The sequence below is a fragment of the Sphingomonas phyllosphaerae 5.2 genome (assembly GCF_000419605.1).
Taxonomy (GTDB): domain Bacteria; phylum Pseudomonadota; class Alphaproteobacteria; order Sphingomonadales; family Sphingomonadaceae; genus Sphingomonas; species Sphingomonas phyllosphaerae_B.
In genome coordinates, this window is sequence record NZ_ATTI01000001.1 from 1,752,545 (window position 1) to 1,767,849 (window position 15,305).

Here is a 15,305-nt window from a genome sequence, read left to right on the forward strand (position 1 = left end):
CGCGGCCCGCTAACGCCTCTTTCTTCGTCCGGACGCCTTTGTGACCACCCCGATCAACACGATCCGTAATTTCTCGATCATCGCGCACATCGATCATGGCAAGTCGACGCTTGCCGACCGCCTGATCCAGGCGACCGGCGGCTTGTCCGACCGTGAGATGAGCGAACAAGTACTCGACAACATGGACATCGAGAAAGAGCGCGGGATCACGATCAAGGCGCAGACCGTGCGCCTGTCGTACAAAGCGCATGACGGCGTTACGTACACGCTGAACCTGATGGACACGCCGGGCCACGTTGATTTCGCCTATGAGGTGTCGCGCTCGCTGGCCGCGTGTGAGGGCGCGCTGCTGGTCGTCGATGCCGCGCAGGGTGTCGAGGCGCAGACGCTGGCGAACGTTTATCAGTCGATCGAGCACGATCACGAGATTGTGCCCGTTATCAATAAGATCGACCTCCCTGCTGCCGAACCGGAGAAGGTTCGAGCGGAGATTGAGGACGTCATCGGGCTCGACGCTTCGGAGGCGGTGCTGGCGAGCGCCAAGTCCGGGATCGGCATTGCCGACATCCTAGAGGCCATCGTGAAGAAGATCCCGGCGCCGAAGGGCGACCCTGATGCACCGTTGAAGGCGATGCTGGTCGACTCTTGGTACGATCCGTACCTGGGCGTGGTGATCCTGATCCGTGTGATCGACGGCACCCTTAAGAAGGGGCAGCAGGTCACCTTCATGCAGGCCGGCACCAACCATCTGGTCGACCGCGTCGGATGTTTCCGTCCGAAGATCGAGCAGTTGACCGATCTCGGGCCGGGCGAGATCGGCTTCATCACCGCGCAGATCAAGGACGTCGCACAGGCGCGTGTCGGGGACACGCTTACCGATACCAAGCGTCCGACCACAAAGGCGCTGCCGGGCTTCAAGGAAGTCCAGCCGGTGGTGTTCTGCGGGCTTTTTCCTATCGATGCCAACGACTTCGAGAAGCTTCGTGAGAGCATTTCGAAGCTGCGGCTGAACGACGCCTCGTTCAGTTTCGAGATGGAGACGTCGGCGGCGCTCGGCTTCGGCTTCCGCTGCGGCTTCCTCGGCCTCCTGCACCTGGAAATCATCCAGGAGCGTCTGACGCGCGAGTACGATCTCGATCTGATCACCACTGCGCCGAGCGTCGTCTACCAGATCGAGCTCAGCCATGGTGCCGGGCACATGGACCTGCACAATCCGGCCGACATGCCGGACCCCAACAAGATCGAGACGATTTCCGAGCCGTGGATCGAAGCCGTGATCTACGTTCCCGACGAATATCTCGGCAGCATCCTGAAACTCTGTCAGGACCGTCGCGGTATCCAGAAGAACCTGACCTACGTCGGCGGGCGCGCGCAGGCGACCTACGAGCTACCGCTCAACGAAGTCGTATTCGACTTCTACGATCGGCTGAAGTCGCTGTCGAAGGGCTATGCCAGCTTCGACTATCGTCAGATCGGGTATCGCGAAGGTGATCTGGTGAAGATGAGCATTCTCGTCAACGAGGAGCCTGTCGACGCGCTGAGCATGATCGTCCACCGCGGCACTGCCGAGACCCGCGGGCGCGGTATGTGCGAGCGATTGAAGGAATTGATCCCGCGCCACCTGTTCAAGATTCCGATTCAAGCAGCGATCGGCGGTAAGGTTATCGCACGTGAGACGATCAGCGCGATGCGCAAGGACGTGACCGCCAAATGCTATGGTGGCGACGCAACACGTAAGCGCAAGCTGCTGGATAAGCAGAAAAAAGGTAAGGCAAAGATGCGCGAGTACGGCTCGGTCAGCATCCCGCAGGAGGCGTTCATCGCCGCCCTGCGGATGGGCGACGAGAGCTGAGGTCACCGCGCGTAGCGCGGTTGTACGCGGGCGCAGACGATGCGATGACCGCCATCATGCGCTTCCTGCTCCCGCTGCTCGCCCTCTTCGCAATCGCTCCGACGGCGGCCGCGCAAGACAAGGCACCGCTCGTCCTCGCGGCGGCCAGCATGCAGGAGGCTCTGACCGACGCTGCCGATGCGTGGACCAGGACTGGGCACGAGCGCCCGCGCATCTCGTTCGCGGCCTCATCGGCACTGGCGCGGCAGATCGCGGCTGGCGGGCGCGCCGACCTGTTCGTCTCGGCCGACAGCGACTGGATGGACGATCTCGCGAAGCGCGGCCTGATCGTACCTGGCACCCGCGCGATACTGGTGCGCAATCAGTTGGTAGTTGTCGCGCGTCCCGGACTGCCGCGGGTCGCCGCGACGAAGGGCGCGGCGTTGGCGAAAATCCTTGGCGCGGCCCCGCTGGCGATGGCGGATCCCGATAGCGTGCCCGCCGGCAAATACGGCCGGGAAGCGTTGATGCGGCTCCGCGCCTGGGCCGCGGTCGCGGCGCATGTCGTGCGAGCCGAGAACGTTCGCGCCGCGCTGGCATTGGTCGAGCGGGGCGCCGCACCATACGGTATCGTCTACGCCACCGATGCACGCGCTGCCACCGGGATACAGGTCGCTGGCGTCTTCCCGCCGCGCAGCCATGCGCCGATCGTCTACCCGATCGCGCGGTTGACCGCCGGCACCGCGAACGAAGCCGAGGGCTTCCGGCGCTTCCTGTTGTCGCGTGCGGGGCAGGCGATCTTGGCGCGGCGCGGCTTCGCTACCCATTGAGCGACTTGCTGCCGATTGTCCGGCTGACGTTGCTGGTCGGCGGCACCGCGACGCTTGGGGCATTACCGATTGCCTTTCTGCTCGCCTGGGTGCTGGCGCGTTGGCGATTTCCCGGCAAGGTGTTGGTCGACGCTCTGGTCCACCTGCCGCTGGTGGTGCCGCCGGTGGTTACGGGCTGGCTCCTGCTGCTCGCCTTTGCACCTGCCGGTCCGCTCGGCGGCGCGCTGGAGCGATGGTTCGGTGTTTCGGTGCTGTTCCGCTGGACTGGCGCGGCGATCGCCGCTGCGGTCATGGCATTGCCGCTGATGGTGCGCGCGATGCGGCTGTCGATCGAGGCGGTCGATCGACGCCTGGAGCAGGCGGCGCGCACGCTCGGTGCATCGCGCTGGCGGGCATATGCCACGATCACGCTGCCGCTCGCCGCGCCGGGCATCGCCGCGGCGTTCGTGCTCGGGCTGGCGCGCGCGATCGGCGAGTTCGGCGCGACGATTACCTTCGTCTCCAACGTGCCCGGCGAGACGCAGACGCTGCCGCTTGCCATTTACGCCGCGCTGCAACGGCCGGGCGGCGAGGCGGAGGTGTGGCGCCTCGCGGCGGTATCGGTCGCGCTGTCGCTGGTCGCGTTGATCGTGTCTGAGGCGCTGGTGCGGCGCGCGGGGCGGGGCGTGCATGTCCTTTGATGTGGACGTCCACCTGCGACGCGGCGATGTGGCGGTCGGCGCGTGCTTCGTGGCGGACGACGGCCTGACAGTGCTGGTCGGACCATCCGGGGTGGGCAAGACCAGCCTGCTCGACATCATCGCCGGGCTATTGCGTCCGGTGCACGGCCATGTCCGGGTCGCTGGGCGCACGCTGTTCGACGCGCACGCGGGTATCGATCTGCCGCCAGAGCAGCGCCGCGCCGGCTACGTCTTTCAGGATGCGCGGCTGTTCCCGCACCGCCGGGTGCAGGCGAACCTGCTTTACGGCGCGCGCGACGCAACGCGGTTGGCGGAAGTCGTCACAACGCTGGATATCGCGCACCTGCTGCGCCGCTGGCCACGCACCCTGTCCGGCGGCGAGGCGCGTCGCGTCGCGATCGGCCGCGCCCTGCTCAGCGATCCCGCGTTCCTGCTGCTCGATGAGCCACTGTCGTCGCTCGACCCGGCGCGCCGTGAGGAAGCGATGCGCGCGATCGAACGCGTACGTGATGCGCGTGTGGTGCCGATCCTGATGGTCACGCATGACGTGCGGGAGGCCAAACGGCTCGGCGATCGCGTGATCACGATCGGCTGAAAGCGCTCAAGCCGATGTAAGTCGCTCGAGAGGATCGACGTTTTTGCTATGGCTTTGAGCCGGGGTTCGCTTCTGACGTCGTCAAGAGCCGCTCGCGGTCCAGCTCTGGAGCCTGCGAGCGACTTACGCGGCTTAGCGAAGACACGCGTCCAGGCCGCCACGTCGAACGATCCCGACGTAGCGCGCAATCTGGTTGCCGCGTCGCCGCACGAACCCGCCCGGTGCCACCGCCTCCCGCTTTTTAGGCAACGGCAACACCGCGGCGATCCGCGCCGCCTCGACGGGGCTGAGTGTCGCTGCGGAATGGCCGAAATAGCGCTCCGCACCGGCTTCGACTCCGTAGGTCCCGATCCCGGTTTCGGCGACGTTGAGGTAGACTTCCATGATGCGCTTCTTGCCCCAGATCGTCTCGATCAGGACGGTGAACCACGCCTCCAGTGCCTTGCGCAGGTAGCCACCACCCTGAAAGAGGAACGCGTTCTTTGCGGTCTGCTGGCTTATGGTCGATCCGCCGCGGATGCGTCCGCCCTTCGCGTTGCTCGCCACCGCGCCGGCGAGTGCGTTCCAGTCAAACCCGTGATGGCTGCAGAAGTGACTGTCCTCGCCCGCGATCGCGGCGCGCGCCATGTCCGGGTCGATCCGTGACAAGGGCGTCCAGTCCTTCGTAACCGAATGGCCGCTCAGCAGATCGCCGGCCATCGTCATCGTGAACGGCACCGGCACGAAGGCGTAGATGCCGACCCACAACAGCGATACGACGACGAATCCGCCGACGATCTTGAACAGCAGGCGCAGCGCAGTGAACATGCGACTTGCCCTACCGGGCGTGGGGGCGATTGCTCAAGCCCCGTCGAGGTTTCGGGGGAGCGCCGACGATCGCCTCGTCGGCGCGCTCCGTCTTCAGGCCGTCAGCAGGCGTTTGTCGCCGGCCAGTCGCATCATCGCGCGCTGCAACTTCTCGAACGCGCGCACCTCGATCTGGCGGACGCGCTCGCGGCTTACGCCGTACACCTGACTCAGTTCCTCGAGTGTTTTGGGATCGTCCGTCAGCCGGCGCTCGGTCAGAATGTGCTTCTCGCGATCGTTCAGGTCGCCCATCGCGTTCAACAGCATGTCGTGGCGAACGTCGGCCTCCTGCTGGTCGGCGACAACCGAATCCTGCAAGGGCGAGTCATCGGCCAGCCAATCCTGCCACTGACCTTCGCCGTCCTCGCGCATCGAGACGTTGAGCGACGTGTCGCCGCCCATCGCCATGCGCCGGTTCATGCTGACGACATCCGCCTCGGTCACGCCGAGATCCGTTGCGATCTTCTGCACGTTCTCGGGCGTGAGATCGCCGTCCTCGAACGCGTCGAGTCGCGCCTTCATGCGCCGCAGATTGAAGAACAACTTCTTCTGCGCAGCCGTGGTGCCCATCTTTACGAGGCTCCACGAACGCAGGATGAATTCCTGGATCGAGGCGCGGATCCACCACATCGCATAGGTGGCGAGCCGGAAGCCACGATCGGGCTCGAACTTCTTCACGCCCTGCATCAGGCCGATATTGCCCTCGGAGATCAGCTCGCTGACCGGCAAGCCGTAGCCGCGATAGCCCATCGCGATCTTCGCCACGAGCCGCAGATGGCTGGTCACCAATTGTGCCGCCGCGTCGGTATCACCGTGCTCCTGAAAGCGCTTCGCGAGCATATATTCCTGCTCGGGCGCCAGGATCGGGAATTTCTTGATTTCCGACAGATAGCGATTGAGGCTCTGCTCCCCGCCGAGCGCAGGAATCGTCGCGGGGACGTTGCTGCGGGTTGCCATGGTCGTTGATCTCCCTTCCTTGCGGAAAACGCGTGGCACCCACATGGACGGCACCCCGATCGCGTGTCCCAACCTATACGACAAGCTGCGTGAACAGTTCCTGCATGTCCGGCGGCATCGCACTATCGAACGCCAGCGTGGCGCCCGTAATCGGGTGGATGAACCCGAGATGCGCGGCATGCAACGCCTGACGCCGGAAATTCAGCGTTTCCAGAACGCCTTTGTGAGCATGTTTTGTTCTACCATAAACGGGGTCGCCCAACAAGGCATGGCCGATCGATGCCATGTGGACGCGCACCTGGTGCGTGCGCCCCGTCTCGAGGCGGCATTCGACGAGCGTCGCCTCTCGCAGCGGCTCGATCGTGCGATAGTGGGTAATCGCGCGCTTGCCGCCCTGTACGATCGCCACCTTCTTGCGATTGTTGGGCGACCGGGCGAGCGGCGCGTCGACGCTGCCAGCAACCGGCATCGGGCGCCCTCCGACGATGGCGCGGTAACGGCGGTCGATGCTGTGGGCCGCGAATTGCTTCGCCAGGCCTTCGTGCGTGCGATCGGTCTTGGCGGCGATCATCAGCCCGGACGTGTCCTTGTCGATGCGATGGACGATGCCGGGACGCGCGACCCCGCCGATCCCGGACAGCGATCCGCGGCAATGGTGCAGCAGCGCGTTGACCAACGTACCGTCGAGATTGCCGGCTGCGGGGTGAACGACCAATCCGGCGGGCTTGTCGATGACGATCAGATGCTCGTCCTCCCACGCGATCACCAACGGAATGTCCTGCGCCTCGTTATGGGCGGGGGTGGGGGCGGGCACGGCGACCTGGAACGCCTCGCCTCCGCGCGCCTTGCGGGAGGGATCGCGCATCGCGGTGCCGGCCTGCGTCACTTGCCCGGCGTTGATGAGCACCTTCAGCCGTTCGCGTGAAAGCGTCGGCACCGCATCGGCCAGCGCACGGTCCACCCGCCACCCGTCGGTGGTTGCGGCGATCGTCGCTTCGATGATGATGACCCCCCGGTCCATTGCTAAGGTAGATGGCGATGAGGGTGGAAATTACAATTGCCATGCGCGACGAACTGGTTCGCCGCGCGGCGGCATCGCGCGACGAGATCTGCGGGTTGTTGCTCGGCCAGGGGGGCATCGTCGCACAGCTGCTGCCGACCGGCAACGTTGCCGCCGAGCCGGCGATCCGCTTCGAGATCGACCCTGTCGCGCTGATCGCGGCACACCGTGCGGCGCGGGGCGGCGGCCCCGCCGTCATCGGCCATTTTCACTCCCATCCGTCCGGCGTGGCGCATCCGTCGCTCCGCGATGCCGCCGATGCCGCACCCGACGGCGCGATCTGGCTGATCGTCGCCGGTGCGGAGGTGAGCGCTTGGCAAGCGTCGCCGAACGGCGCGCTGCATGGGCGGTTCGATCCGCTCGCGCTGCTCGTATCCGGTTGCGCCGGCCCCGGCGACTCGCCACAAGGTGAGATCGCCACTCCCCCTAGGTAGTTACCCACCGATGACCATCAGCCCGGTCGATTTCGCTTCGCTGCTTTGTTCGCGGCTGTGCCACGATCTCCTCTCGCCCGTCGGCGCACTGAACAACGGGCTGGAGCTGCTAAACGACGAAACCGATCCGGATATGCGCGCGCGGTGTCTCGAACTGCTCAACGAGAGTGCGCGGACCTCGGCGAACAAGCTCAAGTTCTTCCGGCTGGCGTTCGGCGCCGCGGGCGGGTTTGGCGAGCGCGTCGACGTGCGCGAGGCGCGGCAGGCAATCGAAGGGCTGCTCGGCGACAACAAGCGCTTGCAATTGCAATGGATGGTCGAGGACGCCGAACTGCCCAAGGCGGCGGTGAAGGTGCTGCTCAACCTTGCGCTGATCGCGGGCGATACCTTGGTGCGTGGCGGCACGGTGACGATCGGTACGGAGGTCAGCCCCAATGCGACCGAGATCGTGCTGCGTGCCGAAGGACCGCGTATCGTTCTCGATCCGGAACTGCGCGCGACCCTGACCGGGGCGGCACCCGACGAATCGGTGACCCCGCGCGCGGCTGCCGCGTTCCTGGTCCACGCGATCGCGGCCGAGGTCGGCGGATCGGTGATGGTCAGCGAGCCGCTCGACAACACACTGCTGTTCGGCGCCGCGCTGCCGCACCGCTAAGCGCGGGGTAAACACCCTTTTAACGCCTGCCGTGCGATGTCGCCCTGACAGTCGGGGCTACGGGACCGCATGGACGATCTGCTGCAGGAATTCATTGCGGAAACGCGCGAAACGCTCGAGGCGATCTCGGGCGAGATCGTCGGTTGGGAAGCCGATCCGGACGACCGGGGACGGCTGGATGCGATTTTCCGTTTCGTCCACACCATCAAGGGTAGCTGCGGCTTCCTCGATCTGCCGCGGCTCGCGCGGCTGAGTCACGGCGCGGAGGATGCGCTGGCGGCGGTGCGGGCCGGCGAGCGCACGCCAGATCCCGCATTGGTCAACGCGATCCTGGCGATTATCGATCGCATCAGCGAGTTGGTCGAGGCGATCGACGCGGGCGAGTCGCTGCCGGAGGATGGCGAGGCATTGCTGATCGCCGCCCTGGACGGTGCGATCGCGCGGGAAGGCACAGCGCCGGAGGCGGCGCAGGCGATCGACGCAACCTCCGCCGCGGCTACGTCACGTGCGACACCCAAGCGATCGGTGCGGTTGTCCGTCGATCTGCTCGATCGGATGATGAGCGGCGTTTCCGACATGGTGCTCGCCCGCAACCAGCTGGCTCGTCACTTGCGGATGATGGACGATCCGCGGCTGGAATCGATGCTGGAGCGGCTCAGCAGCTCTGTGGACGAGCTGCGCGACACGGTGACGCGGACGCGGATGCAGCGGGTCGAATCGCTCTTCTCGGCGTTGCCGCGCCTCGCGCGTGATGCCGCAGCGGCACTCGACAAGTCGGTGGCGTTGACGATCGAGGGCGGTGACGTCGAGCTCGATCGGGAGATGATAGAGCTGCTGCGCGATCCGCTCGTTCATCTGGTCCGGAACGCGGTCGACCACGGGATCGAGGATCGGGCCGAACGGACGCGCGTCGGCAAGTCAGCGACCGGGCAATTGCGGATCGTCGCGCGGCAGGCCGGAAACCTCATCATCATCGAGATCGCCGACGACGGGCGCGGGATCGATAGCGACCGACTGCGCGCCAAGGCATTGCGTGAACAGCCGCAGCGCGCCGCCGAACTGGCTGGGCTGGACGAGGAAGGGCGGCTGCGGCTGATCTTCGAGCCTGGCCTGTCGTCGCGCGACGAGGTCACCGCGCTGTCAGGGCGCGGCGTCGGCATGGACGTGGTGAAAGCCAATGTGGAGCAGGCCGGCGGCCGCATCTCGCTGGCGAGCCGTCCGGGGCAGGGACTGACGATCGGGCTGGAGGTGCCGCTGACGCTGGCGATCCTGAATGCGGTGCTGGTCGACGCGGCGGGCACGCGCTTCGCGATCCCGCGCCAGTCGGTGGACGAGATCGTCGCGGTCGATGGTGGCGCGGTGCGCGTCGATCGGCTGGCGAGTGGCGCGATGGTGCTGCTGCGCGGGCAGCGGCTCCCGATGGTGGCGTTACCGGCGCTGCTCGGCCGCGACATCGCCGAAGCCGCGCCGCGGTATCTCGCGATCGTGTCGCTGCGCGAGGGGCGGTTCGCGCTCGCACTGGACGGCGTACGCGACACGCAGGAGCTGGTGGTGAAGCCCGCCGCCCCCGCGGTGATGTGCGCGGGCATCTACGCCGGGCAGATGTTGCCCGATGATGGCGCGCCGATCCTGCTGCTCGATTGCGCGGCGATCGCTGCGCGGGCGGCGCTGACCTTTGAACGGGCAGTGGAAACCGCTGCCGAGACCGAGACGACGGAGGCGGTCCGGGCGCTGCTGTTCGACGATATCGATGGCGCGCGCCGCATGATCGTCTCCGACGCAGTCGATAGGATCGAGGGTGTGGCTCCGGGCGCGATCCGTGCGTTGGCCGGCGGGCTGTGGCTGACGATCGGCGACCGCTCGATCCCGGTTTGGGCGGGAACCGGCGCGATCGCCGGAGAGGTACGCAAGGTGTTGCGCCTGCAGATCGACGGGCAGGAGCTGGCCTATCCCATTGCCGATCCGATCGAGATCGTACCGTTGCCACCGGAGATCGCGCCGGCCGCCGATCCTGACGGCGTGATCGCCGGGCTGGCGGTCATCGATGGTGAGCCGATCGAACTGGTCGATCCGCTGGCGCTGTTCGCGTTCGCGCCGGTCGCGGCGGAGCGGCCGTTGTGCTTGCTGCATGGCGCAGAGAGCGGCTGGATGGAGGCCTTCCTGAAGCCGGCGATCGAACAGGCGGGATACCGGGTGGTTCGCGCGGTTCCGCCGGGTGCGTCCGCCACGCTGGCGCTGGCGATGGAGGACGACCCGGAGACGCCGGCGGTCCCGGCGCTGCGGCTCAGTCGCGAGCGCGGCCGGCCGCTTTATCGATACGACCGCGCCGCGTTGATCGCCGCGCTGAGGGGATATGCCGCATGACCGATCGCCTGCATCTGTTGGCGCGCGTCGGGACATGCGGGTTGCTGTTCGATGCCGGCCGCGTCGACTCGGTCGTCGAGGTCGCCAGCACAGTGCCCGCGCCGGGGGCGGCGCCAGCGATCGTCGGCCTGGCCGCGATGCGCAGCCGCGTCGCGACGGTGATCGACGTACGCGCGCTGTTCGGGCTGGCACCGATGGCTCGCGACGGCACGGGCGGCCGCGCGGTCGCGACGATCGTTGACGGGCATCTGTACGCAATCGCCGTCGATGCACTGGAGGACGTATCGTCCTTCACGATCTCCACTGCACCGATCGGGAACGGAGCTGCCAGTGAGTGGGATTTCGTTACCGGCGTCGCGGATGGTGTCGGCGAAACGCTGATGGCCGTCGACGTCGACCGCCTGGTCGAGCGTGCCAGCACGCTGGGCTGAAAAGCACCATTAACTCGATCGTTACTGCGCCTGGCGCAGGATAGTTCGTCGCCAGAAAATCGGACATAGCATGAAGACCTGCCTGATCGTCGATGATTCCAAGGTGATTCGCAAGGTCGCGCGTCACATCCTCGAGGCGCTCGACTTCGCGGTGTCGGAAGCGTGCGACGGGCGCGAGGCGCTGACCCATTGCCGGCAATCGTGCCCGGACGTTATCCTGCTCGACTGGAACATGCCGGTGATGAGCGGCATGGAGTTCCTGCGCGCGCTGGGTTCCGAAACGCTTCCGCATCGCCCGAAGGTGGTGTTCTGCACGACCGAAAACGGCATGGCGCACATCCGGGCCGCTATCGAGGCCGGCGCCGACGAATATGTGATGAAGCCGTTCGACCGGGAGACGCTGCACAGCAAGCTCCAGATCGTCGGCGTCGCCTGAACGCCTCGCGCGGGTTTCGGGACGGTCATGAATCAGCGCATCGGCTTCGGCTCGTCAGGGCGGCGGGACGCACGCGTCCTGATCGTCGACGACTCGGCGGTCGCGCGCGCTGCGCTGTCGCGCTTCATCACCGGTAGCGGCCGCTTCCAGCTCGCCGGTGCGGTGCCCGATGCGCAGCGTGCGATGGCGTTCCTTCGCGTCGAGCGGGTCGACCTTATCCTGCTCGATCTCGTCATGCCGCATCAGAACGGCATCGACGCACTCCCCGAATTGCTGAAGGCCGGTGGCGGCGCGCGCGTGCTGGTCGTCTCCAGTGCCGCCGCGACCGGGGCCGAAGTGACGATGCGCGCGCTGGCGCTGGGGGCGGCGGATACGTTGGTGAAGCCAAGCATCGGCGCATTCGCCACCCGCTTCGGCGAGACGTTGCTCGCCCGGTTAGACCTGCTTGCCGCATCCGGCGAGTCGGGCACGGCCCCGCGTCGCACCACGGTGATGACGCCCCCGCCGTTCGATGCGATCGCCATCGGTGCGTCGACCGGCGGCATCCACGCGCTCGCCTCGCTGCTCGCGCAGGTTCCGAAGCACATGACGCAGCCGATCGCGATCACCCAGCACTTGCCACCCTCCTTCTCGCCGTTCTTTGCCGCGCAGGTGGGCACCTCTGCGCAACGCCCGTGCCGGGTCGGTGAGGAACGTGGGCGGCTCTGCGCCGGCGAGGTTCTGATCGCGCCGGGCGACGCCCATCTGCTGCTCGCGAAGCTGCCGGACGGCAGCATCGGTACGCAGCTGTCGCAGGCGCCGTCGCCGACCGGCAACCGCCCCTCGGTCGATCCGATGTTCACCAGCATGGCTACCGTCTACGGCCCGCGCCTGCTTGCGATTGTCTTGACCGGTATGGGGCGCGACGGGCTGGAGGGAGCGCGTGCCGTACGCGCCGCCGGCGGAACCATCGTGGTGCAGGATCGCGAATCGTCGGTCGTGTGGGGAATGCCGGGGGCGGTGGCCGGTGCCGGGCTCGCCGACGCGGTGCTCGCCCCGCACGAGATCGGCGCGATGATCGCGGCCCAGCGCGTCGGCGTACGCGCATGATCGGCGATATCGATTCGGGTTCCGCACGAGTCTTTGCCGCGCTGCTGGAGGCGCGCACCGGGCAACGGATCGCGGCAGGACGAAGCTGGCGGTTCGAGGCGGCGCTCGGCCCGTTGCTCCAGGCATTGTCGCTCGATCGGGTCGAGCAACTCGCCGCCCGCCTGATCGAGGGCAAGGACAAGTCGCTCGCCGATCGAATCATCGACGCGTTGCTGAACCAGGAGACCTCGTTCTTCCGCGATGCCGGGGTGATCGAAGGCGCGGTCGCTGCGGTGGCTGGCACGCCTACCCCGCTGCGCATCTGGAGCGCGGCGTGCGCGACCGGGCAGGAGCCGCTGTCAGTCGCGATGCTGTGCGCGGAAGCGGGCGGCGCGATGCCGGAAATCGTCGCCACCGACGTCTCGGCCGCGGCGACTGCGCGCGCGCGCGATGGCAGCTACACGCAATTCGAGATCCAGCGCGGATTGCCTGTTCGCCGCATGGTGAAGTGGTTCGAGCCCACCACGGACAACAATTGGCGCGCCTCCCCGGAACTGCTGCGAGCGATCCAGTATCGGCGTCACAACCTGGTCGTCGATGCGCCCCCGGCGGGCGAGTTCGACCTGATCCTGTGCCGCAACGTGCTGTTCTACCTCGCGCCGCAATTGCGCGAGCAGGTACTGGCGCGGTTGGCGGGCGCGCTGCGTCCGGACGGGCTGCTGCTGCTCGGCGCCGGCGAAACGGTGATCGGGCAGTCCGAACGATTGCGGCCCAGCCCGCGCGTTCGCGGCCTGTACGAGCGCGTACCCGGCGATGCCGACGGGAAGAAGGTTTACACCGGCCGCTGATTTCGCGACGGACGATGCCACAGGGGCAACGGTGGCGAGGTCGATGGTGAAAATCGAGGCGATCGGGTGGCGTGAAACCGGTGGGGTGTTGCGATGAGATGCCATGAGGCGCCATCGCCCAACTTCAACGAGCGCGCATTGCCGATCTCGATGATCGTGCTGCATTACACCGGCATGCAAACCGCGCAGCACGCGCTCGACCGGCTCCGCGATCCGGCCGCCGAGGTGTCGTGTCATTACTTCGTCGACGAGGATGGCGCCGTCACGCGGCTGGTGCCCGACGACAAGCGCGCCTGGCATGCCGGGGCCTCGCACTGGCGCGGCGTCACCGACATCAACTCGGCATCGATCGGGATCGAGATCGTGAACCCCGGGCATGACCATGGGTATCGCCCGTTCCCGGAGCCGCAGGTCGATGCGGTGGTGCGGCTGGTGGCGCATGTGAAGGACGCGTACGAGATCACGCGCGGGAACGTCGTCGGCCATTCCGACATCGCGCCGCAACGCAAGCGCGATCCCGGCGAGCTGTTCCCGTGGCACCGTCTGGCGCGGCTCCGGCTGGCGCTGCCGCGACCCACGAAGAACCTGGTCGATCCGATGTGGGGCGAGGCGGCGTTCTGCCTCGCGCTGGAGCGGTTCGGCTATGACGTCGGAAACCGCATGGCCGCGATCATGGCCTTCCAGCGTCGCTTCCGCCCCGAGTTGATCGATGGCGAGATGGATGCCGAGTGCCGGATGATCCTGCTCGCACTGCTGCTTCCCAAACCGCAAGGGGATGAGTAGGGAGGGCGCGCCAGAGGGCCGGGCGGCCGCGTCACGCATCTGCGTGCCGAGGAAAGTCCGGGCTCCACGGAACAACGGTGGCGGGTAACGCCCGCCGGCTTCTGCCTCGCGGCGGAAGTCAGGGACAGTGCAACAGAGAGCAGACGGCCTGGGCCTCGGCCCGGTCATGGTGAAAGGGTGCGGTAAGAGCGCACCGCGCGGCCGGTAACGGTCGTGGCACGGTAAACCCCACCGGGAGCAAGACCGAATAGGGGCGGCATGGCGGCGCTTGCGTCGTCGGGGTGTGTTCCCACCCGCTGCCCGGGTTGGTTGCTGGAGCGCGTCGGCAACGGCGCGCCAAGAGGAATGGTCGCCTATCTCCCGCAAGGGGGTGGACAGAACCCGGCTTACAGGCCCTCTGGCAAATTGCGGTACGATCGGGTGGCCGGCGGTTGGCGCGGGCAGCCCGCAACCTTATGTGGCGGGCGAATGGTACGAACTCCGACCCGATCGAACGACTGGGGCTTTCCCCGCTGGCGTGGCTATGGCGCCAACCGTGAGGCCACGACCGTGAAGCTGTGCGACCGTCACGGGTGCACGGAACCGGGGACGTGCCCGGCGCCCAAGTCCCCGAACAGCCCTGAGCGCTGGTATTTCTGCCAGGCGCATGCCGCGGAATACAATCGGGGCTGGAACTACTTCGAGGGACTGTCGGCCGAGGAAGCTGCACAGCGCGAGGCGGACGAGCGACGCGATGCCGGCGGCTTCTCGCAATCGAAGCACCAGGCATGGGCAGGGCCGGGCGACGGCACGCGCTCACGCGACGAGATGCGCGCGCTGGAGGTGCTTGAACTGGAGGTTGACGCGACCTTCGACGACGTGCGGCTGGCGTGGCGGCGGCTCGCGAAGTCGAACCATCCCGACGTGCGTCCGGGCGACAAGGAAGCGGCGTCGCGCTTCCAGGCGATCCAGGCGGCCTATGACGTGCTGCGCGTCGCAGAGGATGCGCGGACGTGGAAGCCGGAGATGGGCGCGTGAAGGATCACGTCCGCGCCGGATGGACCGGCGCGGTGCTGGTCTGCGGCAAATGCTCGAAGAAGCTGGAGGGCGGGTTCGGCGCGAAAGGCAAGGCCTCGCTCGCCAAGGCGCTGCGTGGCGAACCGGCATTCGGCAAGGGCCGCAAGGCCGCGATTGGCGTGGTCGAGACACGTTGCCTCGGCATCTGCCCCAAGGGCGCGGTGACGATTGTCGACAGCCGCACGCCGGGGCGGTGGCGGATCGTGCCGCTCGGGGCGGACGTCGAAGCGCTGGCCGACGAGTTGCGGTAGCTTTTCGAGAACGAATCGCCTCCGGTCGGGATGGCGAAATCACGGTCTCACGATGTGAGCACACGTCGCCCGCCTCGAGCCGATCGCGCTTATACCCTCTTCCGTAAATCGTGTGCCGCAGAACCAGGTTCGGCGCTGAAGATCGGTGGGTGTCGGGACGACCTTCACCGACACCGAACG

At 66.9% G+C, this 15,305-nt stretch carries 17 protein-coding genes and 1 other RNA gene; 15 read left to right on the plus strand and 3 right to left on the minus strand.

Going from position 1 to position 15,305, the window contains the following annotated elements:
- Positions 1-40 precede the first annotated feature (40 nt).
- Genes lepA through SPHPHY_RS0108250 form a run of 4 tightly spaced genes read left to right on the plus strand, consistent with a single transcriptional unit; the run spans position 41 to position 3,936 of the window.
- Complete coding sequence (gene lepA, locus SPHPHY_RS0108235) at positions 41-1,852, plus strand: translation elongation factor 4 (RefSeq protein WP_022686206.1); 1,812 nt, start codon at positions 41-43, stop codon at positions 1,850-1,852.
- A 44-nt stretch (positions 1,853-1,896) separates the two neighbouring features.
- Positions 1,897-2,661 (plus strand): molybdate ABC transporter substrate-binding protein, encoded by a 765-nt coding sequence (modA, locus tag SPHPHY_RS0108240; RefSeq protein ID WP_043130828.1) that lies wholly within the window; start codon positions 1,897-1,899, stop codon positions 2,659-2,661.
- The gene (modB, locus tag SPHPHY_RS0108245; RefSeq protein WP_022686208.1) at positions 2,658-3,341 is read left to right on the plus strand and encodes a molybdate ABC transporter permease subunit; all 684 of its coding nucleotides are present in this window, start codon (positions 2,658-2,660) and stop codon (positions 3,339-3,341) included. The genes modA and modB overlap by 4 nt, the downstream gene beginning before the upstream one ends.
- Complete coding sequence (locus SPHPHY_RS0108250) at positions 3,331-3,936, plus strand: ATP-binding cassette domain-containing protein (RefSeq protein WP_022686209.1); 606 nt, start codon at positions 3,331-3,333, stop codon at positions 3,934-3,936. Before modB ends, SPHPHY_RS0108250 begins: the two co-directional genes overlap by 11 nt.
- 132 nt (positions 3,937-4,068) lie before the next feature.
- On the opposite strand, the gene mtgA is transcribed toward SPHPHY_RS0108250, so the two are convergent.
- From mtgA to SPHPHY_RS0108265, 3 genes are all read right to left on the minus strand, one after another.
- The gene (gene mtgA / locus SPHPHY_RS0108255; RefSeq protein ID WP_022686210.1) at positions 4,069-4,743 is read right to left on the minus strand and encodes a monofunctional biosynthetic peptidoglycan transglycosylase; all 675 of its coding nucleotides are present in this window, start codon (positions 4,741-4,743) and stop codon (positions 4,069-4,071) included.
- A 93-nt stretch (positions 4,744-4,836) separates the two neighbouring features.
- Entirely contained in the window at positions 4,837-5,739 is a 903-nt protein-coding gene (rpoH, locus tag SPHPHY_RS0108260) for an RNA polymerase sigma factor RpoH (RefSeq protein WP_022686211.1), read from the minus strand.
- Positions 5,740-5,812: 73 nt separating this feature from the next.
- Positions 5,813-6,760: an RluA family pseudouridine synthase gene (locus SPHPHY_RS0108265; RefSeq protein ID WP_022686212.1), complete on the minus strand. Its 948-nt coding sequence runs from the start codon at positions 6,758-6,760 to the stop codon at positions 5,813-5,815.
- Between the two features lie 17 nt (positions 6,761-6,777).
- Here SPHPHY_RS0108265 and SPHPHY_RS19745 point away from each other — a divergent pair, with 17 nt between their 5' ends.
- The 11 genes from SPHPHY_RS19745 (at position 6,778) to SPHPHY_RS0108315 (ending at position 15,125) form a co-directional block, all read left to right on the plus strand.
- On the plus strand, positions 6,778-7,233 hold the full coding sequence (locus SPHPHY_RS19745; protein WP_051148404.1) for a M67 family metallopeptidase: 456 nt from the start codon (positions 6,778-6,780) through the stop codon (positions 7,231-7,233).
- A 10-nt stretch (positions 7,234-7,243) separates the two neighbouring features.
- Positions 7,244-7,888: a histidine phosphotransferase family protein gene (locus SPHPHY_RS0108275; protein ID WP_022686214.1), complete on the plus strand. Its 645-nt coding sequence runs from the start codon at positions 7,244-7,246 to the stop codon at positions 7,886-7,888.
- A 69-nt stretch (positions 7,889-7,957) separates the two neighbouring features.
- Complete coding sequence (locus SPHPHY_RS0108280) at positions 7,958-10,252, plus strand: chemotaxis protein CheA (RefSeq protein ID WP_022686215.1); 2,295 nt, start codon at positions 7,958-7,960, stop codon at positions 10,250-10,252.
- Entirely contained in the window at positions 10,249-10,683 is a 435-nt protein-coding gene (locus SPHPHY_RS0108285; RefSeq protein ID WP_022686216.1) for a chemotaxis protein CheW, read from the plus strand. Before SPHPHY_RS0108280 ends, SPHPHY_RS0108285 begins: the two co-directional genes overlap by 4 nt.
- A 70-nt stretch (positions 10,684-10,753) precedes the next feature.
- A complete protein-coding gene (locus SPHPHY_RS0108290; protein ID WP_022686217.1) occupies positions 10,754-11,119 on the plus strand; it encodes a response regulator in 366 nt (121 codons plus the stop codon).
- 27 nt (positions 11,120-11,146) lie between these two features.
- Positions 11,147-12,208, plus strand: coding sequence for a chemotaxis protein CheB (locus tag SPHPHY_RS0108295; protein ID WP_022686218.1), 1,062 nt, complete (start codon positions 11,147-11,149; stop codon positions 12,206-12,208).
- On the plus strand, positions 12,205-13,035 hold the full coding sequence (locus SPHPHY_RS0108300) for a CheR family methyltransferase (protein WP_022686219.1): 831 nt from the start codon (positions 12,205-12,207) through the stop codon (positions 13,033-13,035). Before SPHPHY_RS0108295 ends, SPHPHY_RS0108300 begins: the two co-directional genes overlap by 4 nt.
- A 93-nt stretch (positions 13,036-13,128) precedes the next feature.
- Positions 13,129-13,818: an N-acetylmuramoyl-L-alanine amidase gene (locus SPHPHY_RS0108305; protein WP_022686220.1), complete on the plus strand. Its 690-nt coding sequence runs from the start codon at positions 13,129-13,131 to the stop codon at positions 13,816-13,818.
- A gap of 10 nt (positions 13,819-13,828) precedes the next feature.
- Positions 13,829-14,223, plus strand: an RNA gene (gene rnpB / locus SPHPHY_RS21075) — RNase P RNA component class A.
- A gap of 63 nt (positions 14,224-14,286) precedes the next feature.
- The gene (locus SPHPHY_RS0108310; protein WP_022686221.1) at positions 14,287-14,835 is read left to right on the plus strand and encodes a J domain-containing protein; all 549 of its coding nucleotides are present in this window, start codon (positions 14,287-14,289) and stop codon (positions 14,833-14,835) included.
- A complete protein-coding gene (locus SPHPHY_RS0108315; protein ID WP_022686222.1) occupies positions 14,832-15,125 on the plus strand; it encodes a hypothetical protein in 294 nt (97 codons plus the stop codon). The genes SPHPHY_RS0108310 and SPHPHY_RS0108315 overlap by 4 nt, the downstream gene beginning before the upstream one ends.
- The last annotated feature ends 180 nt before the right edge of the window (positions 15,126-15,305 follow it).

Bases quoted from the DNA above. Each gene is read 5' to 3' on its own strand.
- modA (WP_043130828.1), top strand. From the start codon at position 1,897: ATGACCGCCATCATGCGCTTCCTGCTCCCGCTGCTCGCCCTCTTCGCA.
- SPHPHY_RS0108250 (WP_022686209.1), top strand. From the start codon at position 3,331: ATGTCCTTTGATGTGGACGTCCACCTGCGACGCGGCGATGTGGCGGTC.
- mtgA (WP_022686210.1), bottom strand. From the start codon at position 4,743: ATGTTCACTGCGCTGCGCCTGCTGTTCAAGATCGTCGGCGGATTCGTC.
- rpoH (WP_022686211.1), bottom strand. From the start codon at position 5,739: ATGGCAACCCGCAGCAACGTCCCCGCGACGATTCCTGCGCTCGGCGGG.
- SPHPHY_RS0108265 (WP_022686212.1), bottom strand. From the start codon at position 6,760: ATGGACCGGGGGGTCATCATCATCGAAGCGACGATCGCCGCAACCACC.
- SPHPHY_RS19745 (WP_051148404.1), top strand. From the start codon at position 6,778: ATGAGGGTGGAAATTACAATTGCCATGCGCGACGAACTGGTTCGCCGC.
- SPHPHY_RS0108275 (WP_022686214.1), top strand. From the start codon at position 7,244: ATGACCATCAGCCCGGTCGATTTCGCTTCGCTGCTTTGTTCGCGGCTG.
- SPHPHY_RS0108280 (WP_022686215.1), top strand. From the start codon at position 7,958: ATGGACGATCTGCTGCAGGAATTCATTGCGGAAACGCGCGAAACGCTC.
- SPHPHY_RS0108285 (WP_022686216.1), top strand. From the start codon at position 10,249: ATGACCGATCGCCTGCATCTGTTGGCGCGCGTCGGGACATGCGGGTTG.
- SPHPHY_RS0108290 (WP_022686217.1), top strand. From the start codon at position 10,754: ATGAAGACCTGCCTGATCGTCGATGATTCCAAGGTGATTCGCAAGGTC.
- SPHPHY_RS0108295 (WP_022686218.1), top strand. From the start codon at position 11,147: ATGAATCAGCGCATCGGCTTCGGCTCGTCAGGGCGGCGGGACGCACGC.
- SPHPHY_RS0108300 (WP_022686219.1), top strand. From the start codon at position 12,205: ATGATCGGCGATATCGATTCGGGTTCCGCACGAGTCTTTGCCGCGCTG.
- SPHPHY_RS0108305 (WP_022686220.1), top strand. From the start codon at position 13,129: ATGAGATGCCATGAGGCGCCATCGCCCAACTTCAACGAGCGCGCATTG.
- SPHPHY_RS0108310 (WP_022686221.1), top strand. From the start codon at position 14,287: ATGGTACGAACTCCGACCCGATCGAACGACTGGGGCTTTCCCCGCTGG.